The organism is Delftia sp. JD2, assembly GCF_001682645.1.
Classification (GTDB): domain Bacteria; phylum Pseudomonadota; class Gammaproteobacteria; order Burkholderiales; family Burkholderiaceae_C; genus Comamonas; species Comamonas acidovorans.
The window spans coordinates 37612-53332 of sequence record NZ_LFJT01000013.1 but is presented as its reverse complement, the minus strand read 5'-3'; the positions used below and the strand labels follow the sequence as shown (position 1 = coordinate 53332).

15 protein-coding genes are annotated in these 15721 nt (G+C 66.4%); all 15 read left to right on the top strand.

Features of this window, described 5'->3' with window-relative positions:
• Positions 1 to 75 precede the first annotated feature (75 nt).
• The 15 genes from surE to der all read left to right on the top strand — a co-directional run bounded on the left by surE (position 76) and on the right by der (position 15663).
• A complete protein-coding gene (surE, locus tag ACM14_RS09555) occupies positions 76 to 861 on the top strand; it encodes a 5'/3'-nucleotidase SurE (protein ID WP_043782596.1) in 786 nt (261 codons plus the stop codon).
• Positions 858 to 1646, top strand: a complete 789-nt coding sequence (locus tag ACM14_RS09550; RefSeq protein WP_065346020.1) for a protein-L-isoaspartate(D-aspartate) O-methyltransferase — start codon at positions 858 to 860, stop codon at positions 1644 to 1646. The genes surE and ACM14_RS09550 overlap by 4 nt, the downstream gene beginning before the upstream one ends.
• Before the next feature lie 13 nt (positions 1647 to 1659).
• Positions 1660 to 2538: a peptidoglycan DD-metalloendopeptidase family protein gene (locus ACM14_RS09545; protein ID WP_012206826.1), complete on the top strand. Its 879-nt coding sequence runs from the start codon at positions 1660 to 1662 to the stop codon at positions 2536 to 2538.
• Positions 2538 to 3608, top strand: a complete 1071-nt coding sequence (locus ACM14_RS09540; RefSeq protein ID WP_065346019.1) for an RluA family pseudouridine synthase — start codon at positions 2538 to 2540, stop codon at positions 3606 to 3608. The genes ACM14_RS09545 and ACM14_RS09540 overlap by 1 nt, the downstream gene beginning before the upstream one ends.
• 110 nt (positions 3609 to 3718) lie before the next feature.
• Positions 3719 to 4528, top strand: a complete 810-nt coding sequence (gene scpB, locus ACM14_RS09535) for an SMC-Scp complex subunit ScpB (RefSeq protein WP_065346018.1) — start codon at positions 3719 to 3721, stop codon at positions 4526 to 4528.
• Complete coding sequence (locus ACM14_RS09530) at positions 4525 to 5928, top strand: pseudouridine synthase (protein ID WP_065346017.1); 1404 nt, start codon at positions 4525 to 4527, stop codon at positions 5926 to 5928. The genes scpB and ACM14_RS09530 overlap by 4 nt, the downstream gene beginning before the upstream one ends.
• A 169-nt stretch (positions 5929 to 6097) precedes the next feature.
• The gene (gene ndk, locus ACM14_RS09525) at positions 6098 to 6523 is read left to right on the top strand and encodes a nucleoside-diphosphate kinase (RefSeq protein WP_012206822.1); all 426 of its coding nucleotides are present in this window, start codon (positions 6098 to 6100) and stop codon (positions 6521 to 6523) included.
• Between the two features lie 92 nt (positions 6524 to 6615).
• Entirely contained in the window at positions 6616 to 7740 is a 1125-nt protein-coding gene (gene rlmN / locus ACM14_RS09520) for a 23S rRNA (adenine(2503)-C(2))-methyltransferase RlmN (RefSeq protein WP_034396288.1), read from the top strand.
• Between the two features lie 13 nt (positions 7741 to 7753).
• On the top strand, positions 7754 to 8650 hold the full coding sequence (gene pilW / locus ACM14_RS09515; RefSeq protein WP_315530164.1) for a type IV pilus biogenesis/stability protein PilW: 897 nt from the start codon (positions 7754 to 7756) through the stop codon (positions 8648 to 8650).
• Positions 8643 to 9638, top strand: a complete 996-nt coding sequence (locus ACM14_RS09510; protein ID WP_065346016.1) for a RodZ domain-containing protein — start codon at positions 8643 to 8645, stop codon at positions 9636 to 9638. The genes pilW and ACM14_RS09510 overlap by 8 nt, the downstream gene beginning before the upstream one ends.
• A 2-nt stretch (positions 9639 to 9640) precedes the next feature.
• Positions 9641 to 10924 (top strand): flavodoxin-dependent (E)-4-hydroxy-3-methylbut-2-enyl-diphosphate synthase, encoded by a 1284-nt coding sequence (gene ispG / locus ACM14_RS09505; RefSeq protein ID WP_012206818.1) that lies wholly within the window; start codon positions 9641 to 9643, stop codon positions 10922 to 10924.
• Between the two features lie 185 nt (positions 10925 to 11109).
• Positions 11110 to 12369 (top strand): histidine--tRNA ligase, encoded by a 1260-nt coding sequence (gene hisS / locus ACM14_RS09500; RefSeq protein WP_212739077.1) that lies wholly within the window; start codon positions 11110 to 11112, stop codon positions 12367 to 12369.
• Positions 12370 to 12439: 70 nt separating this feature from the next.
• The gene (locus tag ACM14_RS09495) at positions 12440 to 13123 is read left to right on the top strand and encodes a tetratricopeptide repeat protein (RefSeq protein ID WP_012206816.1); all 684 of its coding nucleotides are present in this window, start codon (positions 12440 to 12442) and stop codon (positions 13121 to 13123) included.
• 20 nt (positions 13124 to 13143) lie between these two features.
• Positions 13144 to 14301 carry an outer membrane protein assembly factor BamB gene (gene bamB / locus ACM14_RS09490; protein ID WP_065346015.1) on the top strand — a complete coding sequence of 386 codons (1158 nt, stop codon included), beginning with the start codon at positions 13144 to 13146 and terminating at the stop codon, positions 14299 to 14301.
• Between the two features lie 15 nt (positions 14302 to 14316).
• Positions 14317 to 15663, top strand: a complete 1347-nt coding sequence (der, locus tag ACM14_RS09485) for a ribosome biogenesis GTPase Der (protein WP_012206814.1) — start codon at positions 14317 to 14319, stop codon at positions 15661 to 15663.
• The last annotated feature ends 58 nt before the right edge of the window (positions 15664 to 15721 follow it).

The window sequence follows — 15721 nt, the reverse complement described above, 5'->3', positions numbered from 1 at the left end:
GTGTGGTGGGAATGCCTCCTGTCCCTCGGGCGACGAGACGCCCGCCTACAATCGCCCGCAATCCCTGCTGTATCCATGAAGATTCTCATTTGTAACGACGACGGCTACCAGGCGCCCGGCATCCAGGCCCTGTACGAGGCGCTGCGCACGGTGGCAGACGTCGAGGTGGTGGCACCGGAGCACAACAACAGTGCCAAGTCCAACGCCCTGACGCTGAACGCGCCGCTGTATGTGCACCAGGCCCACAACGGCTTTCGCTATGTCAATGGCACGCCTGCGGACTGCGTGCACATCGCCCTGACCGGCCTGCTGGGCTACCGGCCCGACCTGGTGGTCTCGGGCATCAACAACGGCGCCAACATGGGCGACGACACCATCTATTCCGGCACCGTGGGCGCCGCCATGGAGGGCTTTCTGTTCGGCATTCCCTCCATTGCCTTCTCGCAGGTGGACAAGGGCTGGTCCGAGATCGAGGCCGCTGCCGCCGCCGCGCGCCAGCTGGTCATGGACATGCAATCGCAGGAACTGATCGGCCTGTCACCCTGGCTGCTCAACGTGAACATTCCCAACATGCCCTTGTCCGCGCTCAAGCCTCTCAAGCTGTGCCGGCTGGGCCGCCGCCATGCGGCCGAACGCGTCATCACCCAGGAGAGCCCGCGCGGCGAAATGATGTACTGGATAGGCAGCGCAGGCGCGGCCAAGGATGACTCGGAGGGCACGGACTTCCACGCCACGGCGCACGGCCATGTGTCCGTCACGCCGCTGAAGGTGGACCTGACCGACCACGACAACCTGGGCTACTGGGCACAGACGGCGGCCAGGCTGGCGTCGGCCGGCCAGGGCGGGGCGGTGCAACCGTGAGCGAGCGCCGTCCCGGAGTTCCCTCGTGGGTGGCGCGCTCGGTGCAGACCCCTGCGCCGGCCTCGCGCGCGGCGCCTGCGCGCTCTGCGCTGGCGCCGGCCGGTGCCCGTGCCCCGCAACAGCCTTCGGGCATCGGCCTGGACTCGGCCGCCGTGCGCGCGCGCATGGTGCAGCGGCTGGCCGCCACCGGCATACAGTCGCCGGCCGTGCTGGCCGCCATGGGATCGGTGGAGCGCCACCGCTTTGTGGACAGCGCCCTGGTCAACCAGGCCTATGAAGACACCAGTCTGCCCATTGGCCTGGGCCAGACGATCTCCAAGCCCAGCGTGGTCGCCCGCATGACCGAGCTGCTGCTGGGTTCGGAGGCCGCGAAGTCGGGCCTGGGCCGCGTGCTGGAAATCGGCACGGGCTGCGGCTACCAGGCGGCGGTGCTGGCCCGCGTGGCACGCGAGGTCTATTCGATCGAGCGCCTGCGCGGCCTGCACGAGAAGGCACGCAGCAACCTGCGTCCCTGGCGGCTGACCAATGTCCATCTGATCTTTGGAGACGGCATGGAAGGCTATGGCAGCGGCGCGCCGTATGCGGGCATCATCTCGGCCGCTGGCGGCGAGAGCATGCCCTCGGCCTGGTGCGACCAGCTGGCCGTGGGCGGGCGGCTTGTCGCGCCCATGGTGGTTACGGGTGGTAAGCAGGCACTGCTGGTGATTGACAAGAGTTCACACGGGTTTACGCAGTCGATTTTGGAGGCCGTGAACTTTGTCCCCCTAAAATCGGGCATCGCCTAGAAGGGAATAACTTATGTTGGTATCGCGAAGTCTTGGGGCTTGGGGAACGGTGGTGCTGGCCGGCATGGTTCTGGCAGGCTGCACATCCCAAGTGAACAGGGCTCCCGTGGAGGACCGTGGAACGACCACCACCTCCTCCACCTCTTCCTCGCCATCGGCAGCCGTCAAGCCGCTGCCCGGCGTCGAAAACGCCGGCAAGCCCGGCTACTACACGATCAAGCCCGGTGACACGCTGATCCGCATCGGCCTGGAAACCGGCCAGAGCTGGAAGGACATCGCGCGCTGGAACAATCTGGAGAACCCCAACCTGATCGAAGTCGGTCAGGTGGTGCGCGTCGTGCCGCCGACCAGCTCGGACAGCGTCGGCACGCGCCCCTCGTCCACTGCGTCCTCCACGCCCAGCGGCTCGCCCGTGGTGGCAACGCCGCTGCCGCCCGTGGCATCGTCGGGCGGCTCCACGGCAACGCCTGCACCCGCACCGACCCCGGCACCCGCCCCTGCACCCGCAGCCGGCAAGGGCGCCGACGATGTGGACTTCATCTGGCCTGCATCGGGCAGCCTGATCGCCGGTTTTGACGAGGCGCGCAACAAGGGTTACGACATCGCAGGCAAGGCCGGCGATCCCGTGATGGCCGCTGCCGATGGCCGCGTGGTCTATGCCGGCGCCGGCCTGCGTGGCTATGGCAACCTGATCATCCTCAAGCACAACAACACCTACCTCACGGCCTACGCGCACAACCAGACGCTGCTGGTCAAGGAAGACCAGACCGTGCGCAAGGGCCAGAAGATCGCCGAGATGGGCAGCACCGACGCGGACCGCGTGAAGCTGCACTTCGAGGTGCGTCGCCAGGGCAAGCCTGTCGATCCTTCGCGCTACCTGCCTTCGCGCTGATGAGCCGCAGCACCAGGCAAACCGGACAAGCCCCTGCCCCGCAGGGGCTTGTTTCTTCTGTGCCCGGCGAATCGCCGTGGGAGCCGGTCGAGGACGAGGCCGAGGGCGGCGAGGTCGAGGCCGCCGCAGCCGAGCTGCGCGAGATCACCGTGCCGCCGGCCCAGCACGGCCTGCGCGCCGACAAGGTGCTGGCCGAATGCGTGGCCGAGTTCTCCCGCAGCTATCTGCAGCAACTGCTGGCGCAGGGCGCGGTCACGCTCAATGGGCGTGTGCTGGTCAAGCCGGCCACCAAGGTGGCCGCCGGCGACCGGATGGTGCTGGAGATGCGGCCCACGCAGCAGAGCATGGCCTTCCAGCCCGAAGACATGGCGCTGGACGTGGTGTATGAGGACGAGCACTTGCTGGTCGTCAACAAGCCGGCTGGCCTGGTCGTGCACCCGGCCCCGGGCAATTGGACGGGAACCCTGCTCAACGGCCTGCTGGGGCGCGACCCCAAGGCGCGGGAGGTGCCGCGCGCCGGCATCGTCCACCGCCTGGACAAGGACACCAGCGGGCTCATGGTGGTGGCGCGCAGCCGCGCCGCCATGGACGCGCTGGTGGCCATGATCGCCGCGCGCGATGTCAGCCGCCAGTACCTGGCGCTGGCGCACAAGGCCTGGGGCCCGCGCAAGCGCCGCGAGGTCGATGCGCCCATCGGCCGCGACCCGCGCAACCGCCTGCGCATGGCTGTGGTCGACCTGGCGCAGCATGCGGGCAAGACCGCGCGCACCGACATCGACCTGCTGGCCGGAAACGAGGAAGTCAGCCTGGTGCGCTGCACGCTGCACACGGGCCGCACCCACCAGATCCGCGTGCACATGGCATCGCTGGGCCACCCGCTGGTGGCCGATGCCGTCTACGGCGGCAAGGAGGCTGGCGGCATGGCGCGCCAGGCGCTGCACGCCTTCCGGCTGGCCTTCACCCATCCCATGACAGGCCAGGCCCTGGTGCTGCGCGCGCCGCTGCCGCCCGATATGGCACAGGCGCTGGAAAATTGGGGGCTGAGCTACAATCCCGCCGAAAGCCTCTGACCATCTCTCGCATGGCATCCGTGGAGCGCTTGCTTCCTCTTCTTTGATTCGGCGCACCCTGGCTGCCACCTCTGGTGGCTCGCGCGCCTTTGTTCCCGAGACGCTGAGCCATGAATACGGTAGATGCCAAGCGGGTCCTGGAAACTGCATTGATCTGTGCGCCGCAGCCTGTCACGCTGCGTGAGCTGCGCTCGCTGTTCGATGACGTGCTGGGCTCCGACACGCTGAAGGACCTGCTGCTGGACCTGCAGAAAGACTGGGCGCAAAAGGGTGTGGAGCTGGTGCAGGTGGCGTCTGGATGGCGCTTCCAGAGCCGGCCCGAGATGCGGGTCTATCTGGACCGGCTGCATCCCGAAAAGCCGCCACGCTACACCCGTGCGACCCTGGAGACGCTGGCGATCATCGCCTACCGCCAGCCAGTGACGCGCGGCGACATCGAGGACATACGCGGCGTGACGGTCAACAGCCTGCTGATCAAGCAACTGGAAGACCGGGGATGGATCGAGGTCATTGGCCACCGGGAAACCGTGGGCCGGCCCTCTTTGTTCGCCACCACGCGCCAGTTTCTGGACGACCTGGGCCTGCAGTCGCTGGACCAGTTGCCCATGCTCGAGGAGCCCGAATCCCAGCAAAGCCTGTTCAAGGCGCTGGAAGAGTCGGGTGCGCAGGAATTGGCAGCGGACGAGGCCGCGCCAGCCGGTGACGCTCCCTTGCCCGAAGAGCCCCAGGGCGAGACAGATGCCACGGAATCGGACGGGGCAGATGCCGCAATGGCAGCAGATACGGCTCAAGCAGATACAGCAGACCTGGCGGATGCGGCAGACGCAGCGGATGCGGCAGAGGCAACAGACGCAACGGATACAGCGGATACAACGGATACGGACGGCACTGCAAAGCAGGCCGAAGAAGGAAAGCCATGACGGGTAGTGATATCTCCAAAGACCAGGACGCCCAGCCGGCGTCCGATGAGGCCGGCGCGCAGCGCAAGGCCCGCCCTGCGCGCACGCGCGCTCCCAAGGCCGGGGCGCGGCCCGGCGCCAAGCCTGTGCGCAAGCCGCGTCCGGCCGCCGAGGCGGTGCATGCCGAAGACACCGTGCAAGAGCTGGTGACGGCTGACGCATCAGAGTCAAGCGACTCAGGGTCTGTCGAAGGCTACGGTTTTGCGGATGTCATCTCGGGCGAGCTCGACGCTGCCGAAGAGCGCGACGATGCCGCGCCTGCCAAGCGCGTGCTGCTGCCCCAGGTCGATTCGCCCAAGCTGCACAAGGTGCTGGCCCAGGCCGGGCTGGGATCGCGACTCGAAATGGAGCAGCTCATTCTTGAAGGCCGCATCTCGGTCAACAACGAGCCTGCCCACGTGGGCCAGCGCATCCAGTTCGGCGACCAGATCAAGGTCAATGGCCAGCCCATCCGCTTTCGCATCGACCCGCCGCCGGCACGTGTCATCGCCTATCACAAGCCCGTGGGCGAGGTCGTCACGCATGACGATCCGCAAAACCGTCCCACGGTGTTCCGCAAGCTGCCTCGCCTGCAGCATGGCAAATGGCAATCGGTGGGCCGCCTGGACCTGAACACCGAAGGCCTGCTGCTGTTCACCAGCTCGGGCGAGCTGGCCAACTCCCTGATGCACCCGCGCTTCGGCTTGGAGCGCGAATACGCAGCCCGTGTGCTGGGTGCGCTCAGCAAGGAAGAAAAGCAGCGCCTGACCGACGGCGTGCAGCTGGAAGACGGCGTGGCCGCCTTCGGCTCCATTGAGGACGGCGGTGGTGAAGGCGCCAACTGCTGGTACCGCGTGACCATTTCCGAAGGCCGCAACCGCGAAGTGCGCCGCATGTTCGAGGCGGTGGGCCATGCCGTGAGCCGGCTGATCCGCATCCGCTACGGCGCCATGGTGCTGCCGCGCGGCCTCAAGCGCGGCGCCTGGGTGGAGCTGGACCAGGCCGATATCCAGTCCCTGGCTTCGGCAGCCGGCATGCAGGCGCGTGCGCCCGCTGCACCCAAGCCCCCGGCCGGAGGCCGCCGTGGTGGCCCGGCCGACCGCAACACCGTTCGCCGCGAAGGCGGCGGCCGCTACTTCGACGGCAATCGCCCGGCGCCCAACGCCATGCTCGACGGCCCGCGTGCCAAGCCTGCCGCCAAGGGCGGCAAGGCTGACGGCGGCCAGGGACAGGGCAAGGGGCAGGGCGGCGCAGGCGGGCGGGGCAAGGGCGGCGGCAGCCAGCAGCCCGATCCGATGCGTACATCGGTGGGCTACATCGGCTCCGACAGCCTGTCGCGTGCACGCCAGAACGCCAAGCGCAAGCCGGGAGGACGCCGCTGAAAGGCGGCCGGGCCGTCCGCCTTCTGGTTCATCCAGAGGTGGTCGGCCCGCCCTGTAAGCCTGCCATTTGGCAGCACCATGTCATCAAGGACTTTGATGGCACAGCTAGAATCAACGGTTTTGTCCAATTGACAAAAATCCATAGTAACCCTGATTAGGAACCATTCAAATGGCCATCGAACGCACTCTTTCCATCATCAAGCCCGACGCCGTTGCCAAGAACGTGATCGGCCAGATCTACGCACGCTTCGAAGGCGCTGGCCTGAAGGTCATCGCTGCCAAGATGGTGCACCTGTCGCGCGGCGAAGCCGAGCAGTTCTACGGCGTCCACAAGGAGCGTCCTTTCTTCAAGGACCTGGTGGACTTCATGGTCTCCGGCCCCGTGATGATCCAGGCTCTGGAAGGCGAGAACGCCATCCTGAAGAACCGCGAACTGATGGGCGCCACCGACCCCAAGAAGGCTGAGAAGGGCACGATCCGCGCCGACTTCGCCGACAGCATCGACGCCAACGCCGTGCACGGCTCTGACGCCGCTGAAACTGCAGCCGTGGAAGTGGCTTTCTTCTTCCCCGGCATGAACGTCTACTCGCGCTAATCCCCGCGTCTTCCGCGGCCGTCATGGTCTGTCCGGTGCAGGCCGTGCCTGCCGCGGAAGAGCCGAGAGCGGCGTGGCACCGGCCTGCCGACATGAATACCAATTTGCTAGATTTTGATCTCGACGGACTTGCCGCTTACTGCGAGCAACTCGGCGAGAAGCGTTTCCGAGCGACGCAGCTGTTCCGCTGGATCCACCAGCGAGGCGCCAGCGACTTCGACCAGATGAGCGATCTGGCCAAGTCCCTGCGCGAAAAGCTCAAGGCGTGTGCCCACATCACGGCCCTGCCGGTTCTGACCGAGCATGTGTCTGCCGATGGAACAGTCAAGTGGCTGTTCGACGTGGGAGGCGGCGATGCCGTCGAAGCCGTTTTCATTCCCGAAGATGACCGGGGCACGCTGTGCGTGTCGTCCCAGGCGGGCTGCGCCGTGGGCTGCCGCTTCTGCTCCACGGGTCACCAGGGCTTCAGCCGCAACCTCAGCACGGGCGAGATCCTGGCCCAGCTGTGGTATGCCGAGCATGCGCTGCGCAAGCGCCTGGGCACGGGCGGCGAGCGCGTCATCTCCAACGTGGTGATGATGGGCATGGGCGAGCCGCTGCAGAACTACACGGCCCTGGTGCCGGCGCTGCGCGCCATGCTCGATGACCATGGCTACGGCCTCTCGCGCCGCCGTGTGACCGTGTCCACCTCGGGCGTGGTGCCGATGATCGACCGGCTGTCCCAGGACTGCGCCGTGGCCATGGCCGTGTCGCTGCATGCGCCCAATGACGAGCTGCGCGACCCGCTGGTGCCGTTGAACCGCAAGTACCCCATCCACGAGCTGCTCGATGCCTGCGAGCGCTACCTGGAATTCGCGCCCCGTGACTTCATCACGTTCGAATACTGCATGCTCGATGGCGTCAATGACCAGCCTGAGCATGCGCGCCAACTGATAGAGTTGGTCCGCGCGCGTGGCGACGGCCGCAGCTGGTGCAAGTTCAACCTGATTCCGTTCAATCCGTTCCCGGCCTCGGGGCTGCTGCGTTCACCCGCAGCGCGGGTGACGGAGTTCGCCAGCCTGCTGAGCAATGCCGGCATCGTGACCACGGTGCGCAAGACACGTGGCGACGACATCGACGCAGCCTGCGGACAGCTCGCTGGCGATGTCAAGGACCGCACGCGCGCTGCCGAGCGCATGGCCAGGCAGCGCACCATTGTTCTCAAGCAGGTGCCTTGAGAAGACCTGGGGCATGCCTGGCATGCCCCGACGGAACAAAGGACAGTTCATGAAGTCAGTGGCTCGGCGGCTGCGAACGGGGGATTTCGGTACAGGCATGCGCTGGGCAGTGCCCGCGCTGGTTCTTTTCTTGGCGGGCTGCGCAGGCAAGCAGCCTTTGGTGCCCCCGACGAATTCTGGCTCCGGCAACGCTTCCTCCGTCTCCAATGCCTCGATGGCTTCTGCCGCCGAGGCCGATCCCCGCCGCCGCGCAAGCATCCGCCTGGAGCTGGCGGCTTCCTATTTCCAGGCTGGCCGCATCGATGTGGCCCTGGAAGAGGTGAACCAGGCGCTGGCCGCTGACCCCAGTTCCGCCGACGGCTACGGCCTGCTGGCCCTGATCTACATGCGCAACCAGGACTGGGACCAGGCTGACGCCAGCCTGCGCAAGGCGATGTCGCTGCGTCCCCAGGACGGCGACCTGCAGCACAACTACGGCTGGCTGCTGTGCCAGCGCAAGCAATACGCGCAAGCCCAGGAATGGCTGGACAAGGCCCTGGCCCAGCCCGGCTACCTGGAGCGCCCCAAGACCTGGATGGCCAAGGGCCTGTGCCTGCAGCAGGCCGGCCTGCTGGTCGAGGCCCAGCAGGCGCTGCTCAAGGGCTATGAACTCGATCCCGCCAACCCGGTGATCGCCTACCACCTGAGCAACGTGATGCTGCAGGGCGGCGATGCCAAGAGGGCGCAGTTCTACATCCGGCGCCTGAACAGCAGTCCCCAGTCCAATGCGGAAAGCCTGTGGCTGGGGATCAAGATAGAGAGGGCGCTGCAGCAATCTGCAGCGATGCGGCAGCTGGCTGACCAGCTGCACCAGCGCTTCCCCGAGTCCCGCCAATGGCTGGCCTACGAGCGTGGAGCATTCAATGAGTGAGGTGTTGGCGGTGCATGACGAAGCAGGTACGCAAGGCGAGAACGCACAAACTTCCATGACGGCGGGCACGCTGCTGCGCCAGGCGCGCGAGGCGGCGGGTCTGTCTCTGGCCGGGCTGGCGGCGGCACTCAAGGTGCCAGCCCCCAAGCTGGAGGCGCTGGAGGCGGATGACTACGCCGCATTCCAGGACCATGTCTTCATGCGGGCCCTGGCGCAAAGCGTCTGCCGCACGCTGCGCATGGACTCGGCATCGGTGCTGGCCCTGCTGCCGCGCACCCAGCTCAAGAGCCTGGCCGATGATCGCGGCAGCATCAACGCCACGTTCAAGGAGCGCTCCTTCAAGGCCACCGGAACATCGCTGGGACGTGAAAACGGCTCGCGCAAGGTGGCCATCATCGTGCTGCTGCTGCTGGCCGCTGCCGCTGCCGTCTACTTCCTGCCCAAGCATGAAGGCGACGCCGAAGAGCCGCAGGCCGGCGCTTCCGATGCCGCTGCCCTTGTGCAGCCAGCAGGGACTGTGTCCGAGCCCGTGGCCGCCCAGGAGCCCGTTGCGCCTGCGGCGACGACGCCGGCCGATGTGCCGGCTGCATCTGCCCCCGCATCCGCATCTGCATCTGCACCGGCAACTTCAGCGCCTGCAGCGGCAGCCGTGCCGGCTCCTGCGTCCACCACAACGCCTGCTGCCCCTGCCGCCGATGCGCCTGCCGAGGGCGCCGCAGCGACATCGGCAGCCACTGCGGCGCAAACGCCTGGTGGCGTGCTGGTCATGAAGGCCAACGCACAATCGTGGGTACAGGTCAAGGATTCCAGCGGCCGCGTGGTGCTGCAAAAGACGCTGGCGGCCGGTGAATCCATTGGCGCCGAGGGCGCGCTGCCGCTGTCGGTCATCGTCGGCAATGCCAGCGGCACCGAGGTGCGTGTGCGTGGCGAATTGCTGGAAGTCGCCAAGACCACCCGCGACAATGTGGCCCGCTTTGAGGTGAAGTGACCGTGCAAGATCTCCCCATCACGCAGCAGCCGATAGCGATTGCCTCGCCGCTGCCGCGCAAGTCCCGCCAGGCCCGTGTGGTCTGGCGCAACAACGTCGTCACCGTGGGCGGCGATGCGCCTGTGCGCGTGCAGTCCATGACCAACACCGATACGGTGGACGCGGTCGAGACGGCCATCCAGGTGCGCCAGCTGGCCCAGGCCGGCTCGGAGATGGTGCGCATCACCGTCAACACGCCCGAGGCGGCCGCCGCCGTGCCCTATATCCGCGAGCAGCTGGACCGCATGGGCGAGTACGTGCCGCTGGTGGGTGACTTCCACTACAACGGCCACCGCCTGCTCACCGAATACCCGGCCTGCGCCGAGGCACTGTCCAAGTACCGCATCAACCCCGGCAACGTGGGCAAGGGCGACAAGAAGGACAAGCAGTTCGGCCAGATGATCGAGGCGGCGGCCCGCTACGACAAGGCCGTGCGCATCGGTGTCAACTGGGGCTCGCTGGACCAGGAGCTGATGGCCCGGCTGATGGACGAGAATTCGCGCCGCGCCCAGCCCTGGGACACGCGCCAGGTCATGTTCGAGGCGCTGATTTCCTCGGCCGTCGATTCCGCGCGCTTGGCCGAGTCCATGGGGCTGAACGGCGACAACATCATCCTGTCGTGCAAGGTCAGCGGCGTGCAGGACCTGATCTCGGTCTACCGGGCCCTTGCGCAACGCTGCGACTATGCGCTGCACCTGGGCCTGACCGAAGCCGGCATGGGCACCAAGGGCACGGTGGCCTCGGCCGCCGCGCTGTCCGTGCTGCTGCAGGAAGGCATTGGCGACACCATCCGCGTCTCGCTCACGCCCCAGCCCGGCGAGGCGCGCACGCAGGAAGTGGTGGTCGCCTCCGAAATCCTGCAGGCCCTGGGCCTGCGCATCTTCGTGCCCAGCGTCACGGCCTGCCCGGGCTGCGGCCGCACCACCAGCACCACCTTCCAGGAACTGGCCAAGCAGATCGATGACTATCTGCGTGGCCAGATGCCGCTGTGGCGCATGAAGTATCCCGGTGTCGAGGCGATGAAGGTGGCCGTGATGGGCTGCATCGTCAACGGTCCCGGCGAGAGCAAGCACGCCAACATCGGCATCAGCCTTCCCGGCACGGGCGAGGCGCCCGCCGCCCCCGTCTACATCGACGGCGAAAAGGCGCTCACGCTGCGCGGCGAGCGGATTGCCGAGGAATTCCAGGCACTGGTCGAAAATTATGTGGCGCGCACCTATGGCGCCACCGCCGCTGCACCCGCCTGATCGGCTGCATCGAGCATTGCAGTTATTGCAAAATAGATAGCGCACCACGCTTTGCCTCATTGGCTCTCACGCGAAACAGGCGTTGAGAGCATGGGGCGAAAAAAGCGGGGTCAGCGCCTGTTTCCGAGCATTCATCGAACGAGAACAACGTGGCCAAACCCGAAAAACTTTCCGCCGTCAAAGGCATGAACGACATTCTTCCCGCCGAGTCCGCTCGCTGGGAATGGCTGGAAGCGCAGGTGCGTGAATTGATGGCGCGCTTTGCCTACCGCAACGTGCGCACGCCCATCGTCGAGCATACGCAGCTGTTCGTTCGTGGCATCGGCGAGGTGACGGACATTGTCGAAAAGGAGATGTACTCCTTCGAGGACAAGCTCAACGGCGAGCGCCTGACGCTGCGCCCCGAAGGCACGGCCAGCCTGGTGCGCGCCACCATCGAGAACAATTTGCTGTACGACGGCGGCAAGCGCATGTGGTACATGGGGCCCATGTTCCGCCATGAGCGCCCGCAGCGCGGCCGTTACCGCCAGTTCCACCAGATCGGCGCCGAGGCCCTGGGCTTTGCCGGCCCCGATGTCGATGCCGAACTCATCATGCTGGCCGTTTCCCTGTGGAAGCAGCTGGGCCTGACCCAGTGGCGCCTGGAAATCAACAGCCTGGGCCAGCCCGAGGAGCGCCAGGCACACCGCCAGGCCCTGATCGCCTACCTGGAGCAGCACCAGGACGTGATGGACGAAGAGGCCAAGCGCCGCATGTACAGCAACCCGCTGCGCGTGCTGGACACCAAGAACCCCGCCATGCAGGAAATGGTCAACGGCGCGCCGCGCCTGCTGGACTTCCTGGGCGAGGGCTCGCTGGCCCACTTCGACGGGCTCAAGGCCATCCTGGACGCCAACGGCGTGCCCTGGACCGTGAACCCGCGCCTGGTGCGCGGCCTGGACTACTACAACCTGACGGTGTTCGAGTTCATCACCGACATGCTGGGCTCGCAGGGCACCATCTGCGCGGGCGGCCGCTACGACTACCTGATCGAACAGGTAGGCGGCAAGAGCGCGCCTGCCGTGGGCTGGGCATTGGGTGTGGAGCGTGTGCTGGAACTCGTCAAGGAGCTCGGCACCGACATCCCCGCGCCCACGCTGCATGCCTACGCCATCGTCCCCGATGTGGCGGCCATGCCCGTGGCGCTGCGCACCCTGCAGCAGCTGCGTGAGGCCGGTGTGCGCGTGCAGATGCACGCGGCCAGCGCCGAAGGCATGGGCAGCATGAAGTCGCAGTTCAAGAAGGCCGATGCCAGCGGCGCGCATTTCGCGCTGATCTTCGGCTCCGATGAGCTGCAGCAGGGCCTGGTCACCGTCAAGTCGCTGCGCGACGGCGCGGGCCAGCAGGTGCAGCAAGCCCTGGCTGATGCGGCCCAATGGGCTGCCACCCTACAATCGGCGGTTTGACCAGCATCCGCAGCTTTTCAAGCGACCGCTCCAGCGGCGACCTCCATACATAAAGCGACACAGGCGATCCATGGCAAACCATTTCGATCTCGAAGAACAAGAGCAGATAGAGCAGCTCAAGCATTTCTGGAATACCTGGGGCACGTTGATCACCGGCGTGCTCGTGGTCATCTTCGTCGGCTTTGCCGGCTGGAATGGCTACCAGTACTGGGAAAAGCGCCAGGCCACGCAGGCTGCCGCTCTGGCGCATGCCGTTGACGTGGCGCTGGCTGGCAAGGACGCGGCGCGCGCCGGCCAGGCCTTCGCCGATCTCAAGGACAAGTACGCCGGCACCACGCAGGCGGCCCAGGCCGGCCTGCTGCTGGCCAAGGCTGCAGTGGACGAAGGCAAGCTCGATGACGCCAAGGCAGCCCTGAGCTGGGTGGCCGACAAGGGCGACGAAGGCTACAAGGCCCTGGCCAAGCTGCGCCTGAGCGCCGTGCTGGAGCAGCAAAAGCAATACGACGAAGCCCTCAAGGCGCTGGAAGGCAGCATGCCCGAATCCTTCGCCGGCATCGTGGCCGATCGCCGTGGCGACATTCTTGCGGCCCAGGGCAAGCAGGCCGAAGCCATTGATGCCTACCAGCGCGCCCATGCCGCCCTGGACAAGGGCGTGGACTATGGCCGTCTGATCGAGTTCAAGCTCAATGCGCTGGGTGCTGAACCCACCGTGCTGGCACAGGCCAAGACGTCGACTTCGGAGAAGCAACCTTGAAAACCTCGGCTGATCAATTGATGGCGATTTCGCGCCCGCGCGGCGTTGCGCGCTGGATGGCTCTGGGCCTGCTGGCCGGTGCCCTGGGTGGCTGCTCCACCGTGTCCTCGTGGTTCAGCAGCGACACCAAGCCCAAGCCCCAGGAACTGGGTGCCAACCCCGGCCTGCTGGCCGTGCACCAGGCGTGGACCGCCAAGCTCGGCGCCGAAGTGCCGCTGGCCACCGACATCCATGTGCAGGGCGACACGCTGCTGATCGCTGCCAAGGACGGCAGCGTCACGGCCCTGGACGCACGCAACGGCAGCCAGCTGTCGCGCTTCACTGTGGGCGAGCCGCTGACCGCGGGCGTGGGCGGTGACGCCGAGCGCCAGGCCGTGCTCACGCGCAGCAACCAGGTCATCGTCTACTCGCAAGGCAAGCAGCTGTGGAAGCAGCCGCTGCCCGCAGCCGCCTACACGCCGCCGCTGGTCGCAGGAGGCCGCGTCTTCGTGCTGGCAGCCGACCGCTCGCTGGCCGCTTTCGATGCCGCCAACGGCCGCAAGCTGTGGACCGCACAGCGCCCGGGCGAGCCCCTGGTGCTGCGCCAGCCCGGCGTGCTGATCGCCGTGGGCAACACGCTGGTGGCCGGCCTGTCGGGCCGCATGGTGGGTATCGATCCCGACACCGGCGCCGTGCGCTGGGAGGCCCCGCTGGCCAGCCCGCGCGGCACCAATGACGTGGAGCGCCTGGTGGACCTCGTGGGCCGCGTCAGCCGTGTCGGTGACAGCGTCTGCGCGCGTGCCTTCCAGGCTGCCGTGGGCTGTGTGGATACGCAAAACGCATCGGTGCGCTGGACCCAGCCGTCCAAGGGCGCCGATGGCATCGACGGCGATGGCGATGCCGTGTTCGGCGCCGAGAGCAATGGCACCGTCCAGGCCTGGCGCCGCAGCGACGGCTCGCGCGTGTGGTCCATCGACCAGCTGCAGCACCGCCGCCTGACGGCGCCGTTGATGCTGGGCCGCTCGGTGGTGTTTGGTGATGACTATGGTGTGGTGCACCTGCTGTCCAAGACGGACGGACAGGCGCTGGCACGATTGAAGACGGACGACTCCGGCGTGGCCTCGCCCCCGGTATCGGCTGCCAATACGCTGGTGGTGGTAAGCCGCAGCGGAACTGTGTACGGCTTCAGGCCGGATTGATAGGTATTTTCGGGAATGAAGCCAGTTATTGCCCTGGTAGGGCGACCCAATGTGGGCAAATCGACGCTGTTCAATCGGCTGACCAAGTCGAGGGATGCAATCGTCGCGGATTTCGCGGGCCTCACGCGTGACCGCCACTATGGACAGGGCCGCCAGGGTAAGCACGAGTACATCGTGATCGATACCGGCGGTTTTGAGCCAGATGCATCCAGCGGCATCTTCAAGGAGATGGCACGCCAGACGCAGCAGGCTGTTGCCGAGGCTGACGTCGTGGTCTTCGTTGTCGATGCGCGCCTGGGCATGTCCGCCCAGGACCACGACATCGCCAAGTACCTGCGCCGGCTGGGCAAGCCCTGCGTGCTCGTGGCCAACAAGGCCGAGGGCATGAAGGAAGGCGTGCAGCTGACCGAGTTCTACGAACTGGGCCTGGGCGATGTGCTGCCGGTTTCCGCGGCACACGGGCAGGGCGTGCGCGACCTGCTCGACCTGGCCCTGGGCCAGCTCAACCTGCCCGAGCCCGAGGAAGACGACCCGTTCGACGATGTGGCCCAAAAGCCCATCCGCCTCACCGTGGCAGGGCGCCCCAATGTCGGCAAATCCACGCTGATCAACACCTGGCTGGGTGAGGAGCGGCTGGTCGCCTTCGACATGCCGGGCACCACGCGCGACGCCATCTCGGTGCCCTTCGAGCGCGCCGGCCAGAAGTTCGAGCTGATCGACACGGCAGGCCTGCGCCGCAAGGGCCGGGTGTTCGAGGCCATCGAGAAGTTCTCCGTGGTCAAGACGCTGCAGGCCATCGAGAGCGCCAACGTCGTGCTGCTGCTCATCGATGCCACGCAGGGCGTGACCGACCAGGATGCGCACATTGCCGGCTACGTGCTGGAAAGCGGCCGTGCCGTGGTGCTGGCCGTGAACAAATGGGATGCGGTGGACGACTACCAGCGCCAGATGCTGGAGCGCTCGATCGAGACGCGCCTATCCTTCCTCAAGTTCGCTCCCATGCATTTCATCTCGGCGGAAAAGCGCCAGGGCCTGGGTCCGCTGTGGAACTCCATCATCCAGGCGCACAAGGCTGCCACCTGCAAGATGCCCACGCCGGTGCTCACGCGCCTGCTGATGGAGGCCGTACAGTTCCAGACGCCCAAGAAGACGGGCATCTACCGCCCCAAGATGCGCTATGCGCACCAGGGTGGCATGAACCCTCCGGTCATCGTCATACACGGCAATTCGCTCGAGCATGTGACGGAGGCCTACAAGCGCTTCCTCGAAGGGCGATTCCGCAAGGAATTCAATTTGGTTGGCACGCCGTTGCGGATCGAGTTGAAAACCTCTCATAATCCTTTTGCCGACAAGGACAAGTAACAAGCTACGGGATTTCGGGAAAACCCTTGTGCGAACAAGGGCCCCAAAACACTGTGGT

Excerpts from the sequence above, each read along its gene's own strand:
- ACM14_RS09540 (WP_065346019.1), top strand. The coding sequence starts at position 2,538 with ATGAGCCGCAGCACCAGGCAAACCGGACAAGCCCCTGCCCCGCAGGGG.
- rlmN (WP_034396288.1), top strand. The coding sequence starts at position 6,616 with ATGAATACCAATTTGCTAGATTTTGATCTCGACGGACTTGCCGCTTAC.
- ACM14_RS09530 (WP_065346017.1), top strand. The coding sequence starts at position 4,525 with ATGACGGGTAGTGATATCTCCAAAGACCAGGACGCCCAGCCGGCGTCC.
- pilW (WP_315530164.1), top strand. The coding sequence starts at position 7,754 with ATGCCTGGCATGCCCCGACGGAACAAAGGACAGTTCATGAAGTCAGTG.
- bamB (WP_065346015.1), top strand. The coding sequence starts at position 13,144 with ATGGCGATTTCGCGCCCGCGCGGCGTTGCGCGCTGGATGGCTCTGGGC.
- ACM14_RS09545 (WP_012206826.1), top strand. The coding sequence starts at position 1,660 with ATGTTGGTATCGCGAAGTCTTGGGGCTTGGGGAACGGTGGTGCTGGCC.
- ACM14_RS09510 (WP_065346016.1), top strand. The coding sequence starts at position 8,643 with ATGAGTGAGGTGTTGGCGGTGCATGACGAAGCAGGTACGCAAGGCGAG.
- hisS (WP_212739077.1), top strand. The coding sequence starts at position 11,110 with ATGAACGACATTCTTCCCGCCGAGTCCGCTCGCTGGGAATGGCTGGAA.
- der (WP_012206814.1), top strand. The coding sequence starts at position 14,317 with ATGAAGCCAGTTATTGCCCTGGTAGGGCGACCCAATGTGGGCAAATCG.
- scpB (WP_065346018.1), top strand. The coding sequence starts at position 3,719 with ATGAATACGGTAGATGCCAAGCGGGTCCTGGAAACTGCATTGATCTGT.
- ndk (WP_012206822.1), top strand. The coding sequence starts at position 6,098 with ATGGCCATCGAACGCACTCTTTCCATCATCAAGCCCGACGCCGTTGCC.
- ACM14_RS09495 (WP_012206816.1), top strand. The coding sequence starts at position 12,440 with ATGGCAAACCATTTCGATCTCGAAGAACAAGAGCAGATAGAGCAGCTC.
- surE (WP_043782596.1), top strand. The coding sequence starts at position 76 with ATGAAGATTCTCATTTGTAACGACGACGGCTACCAGGCGCCCGGCATC.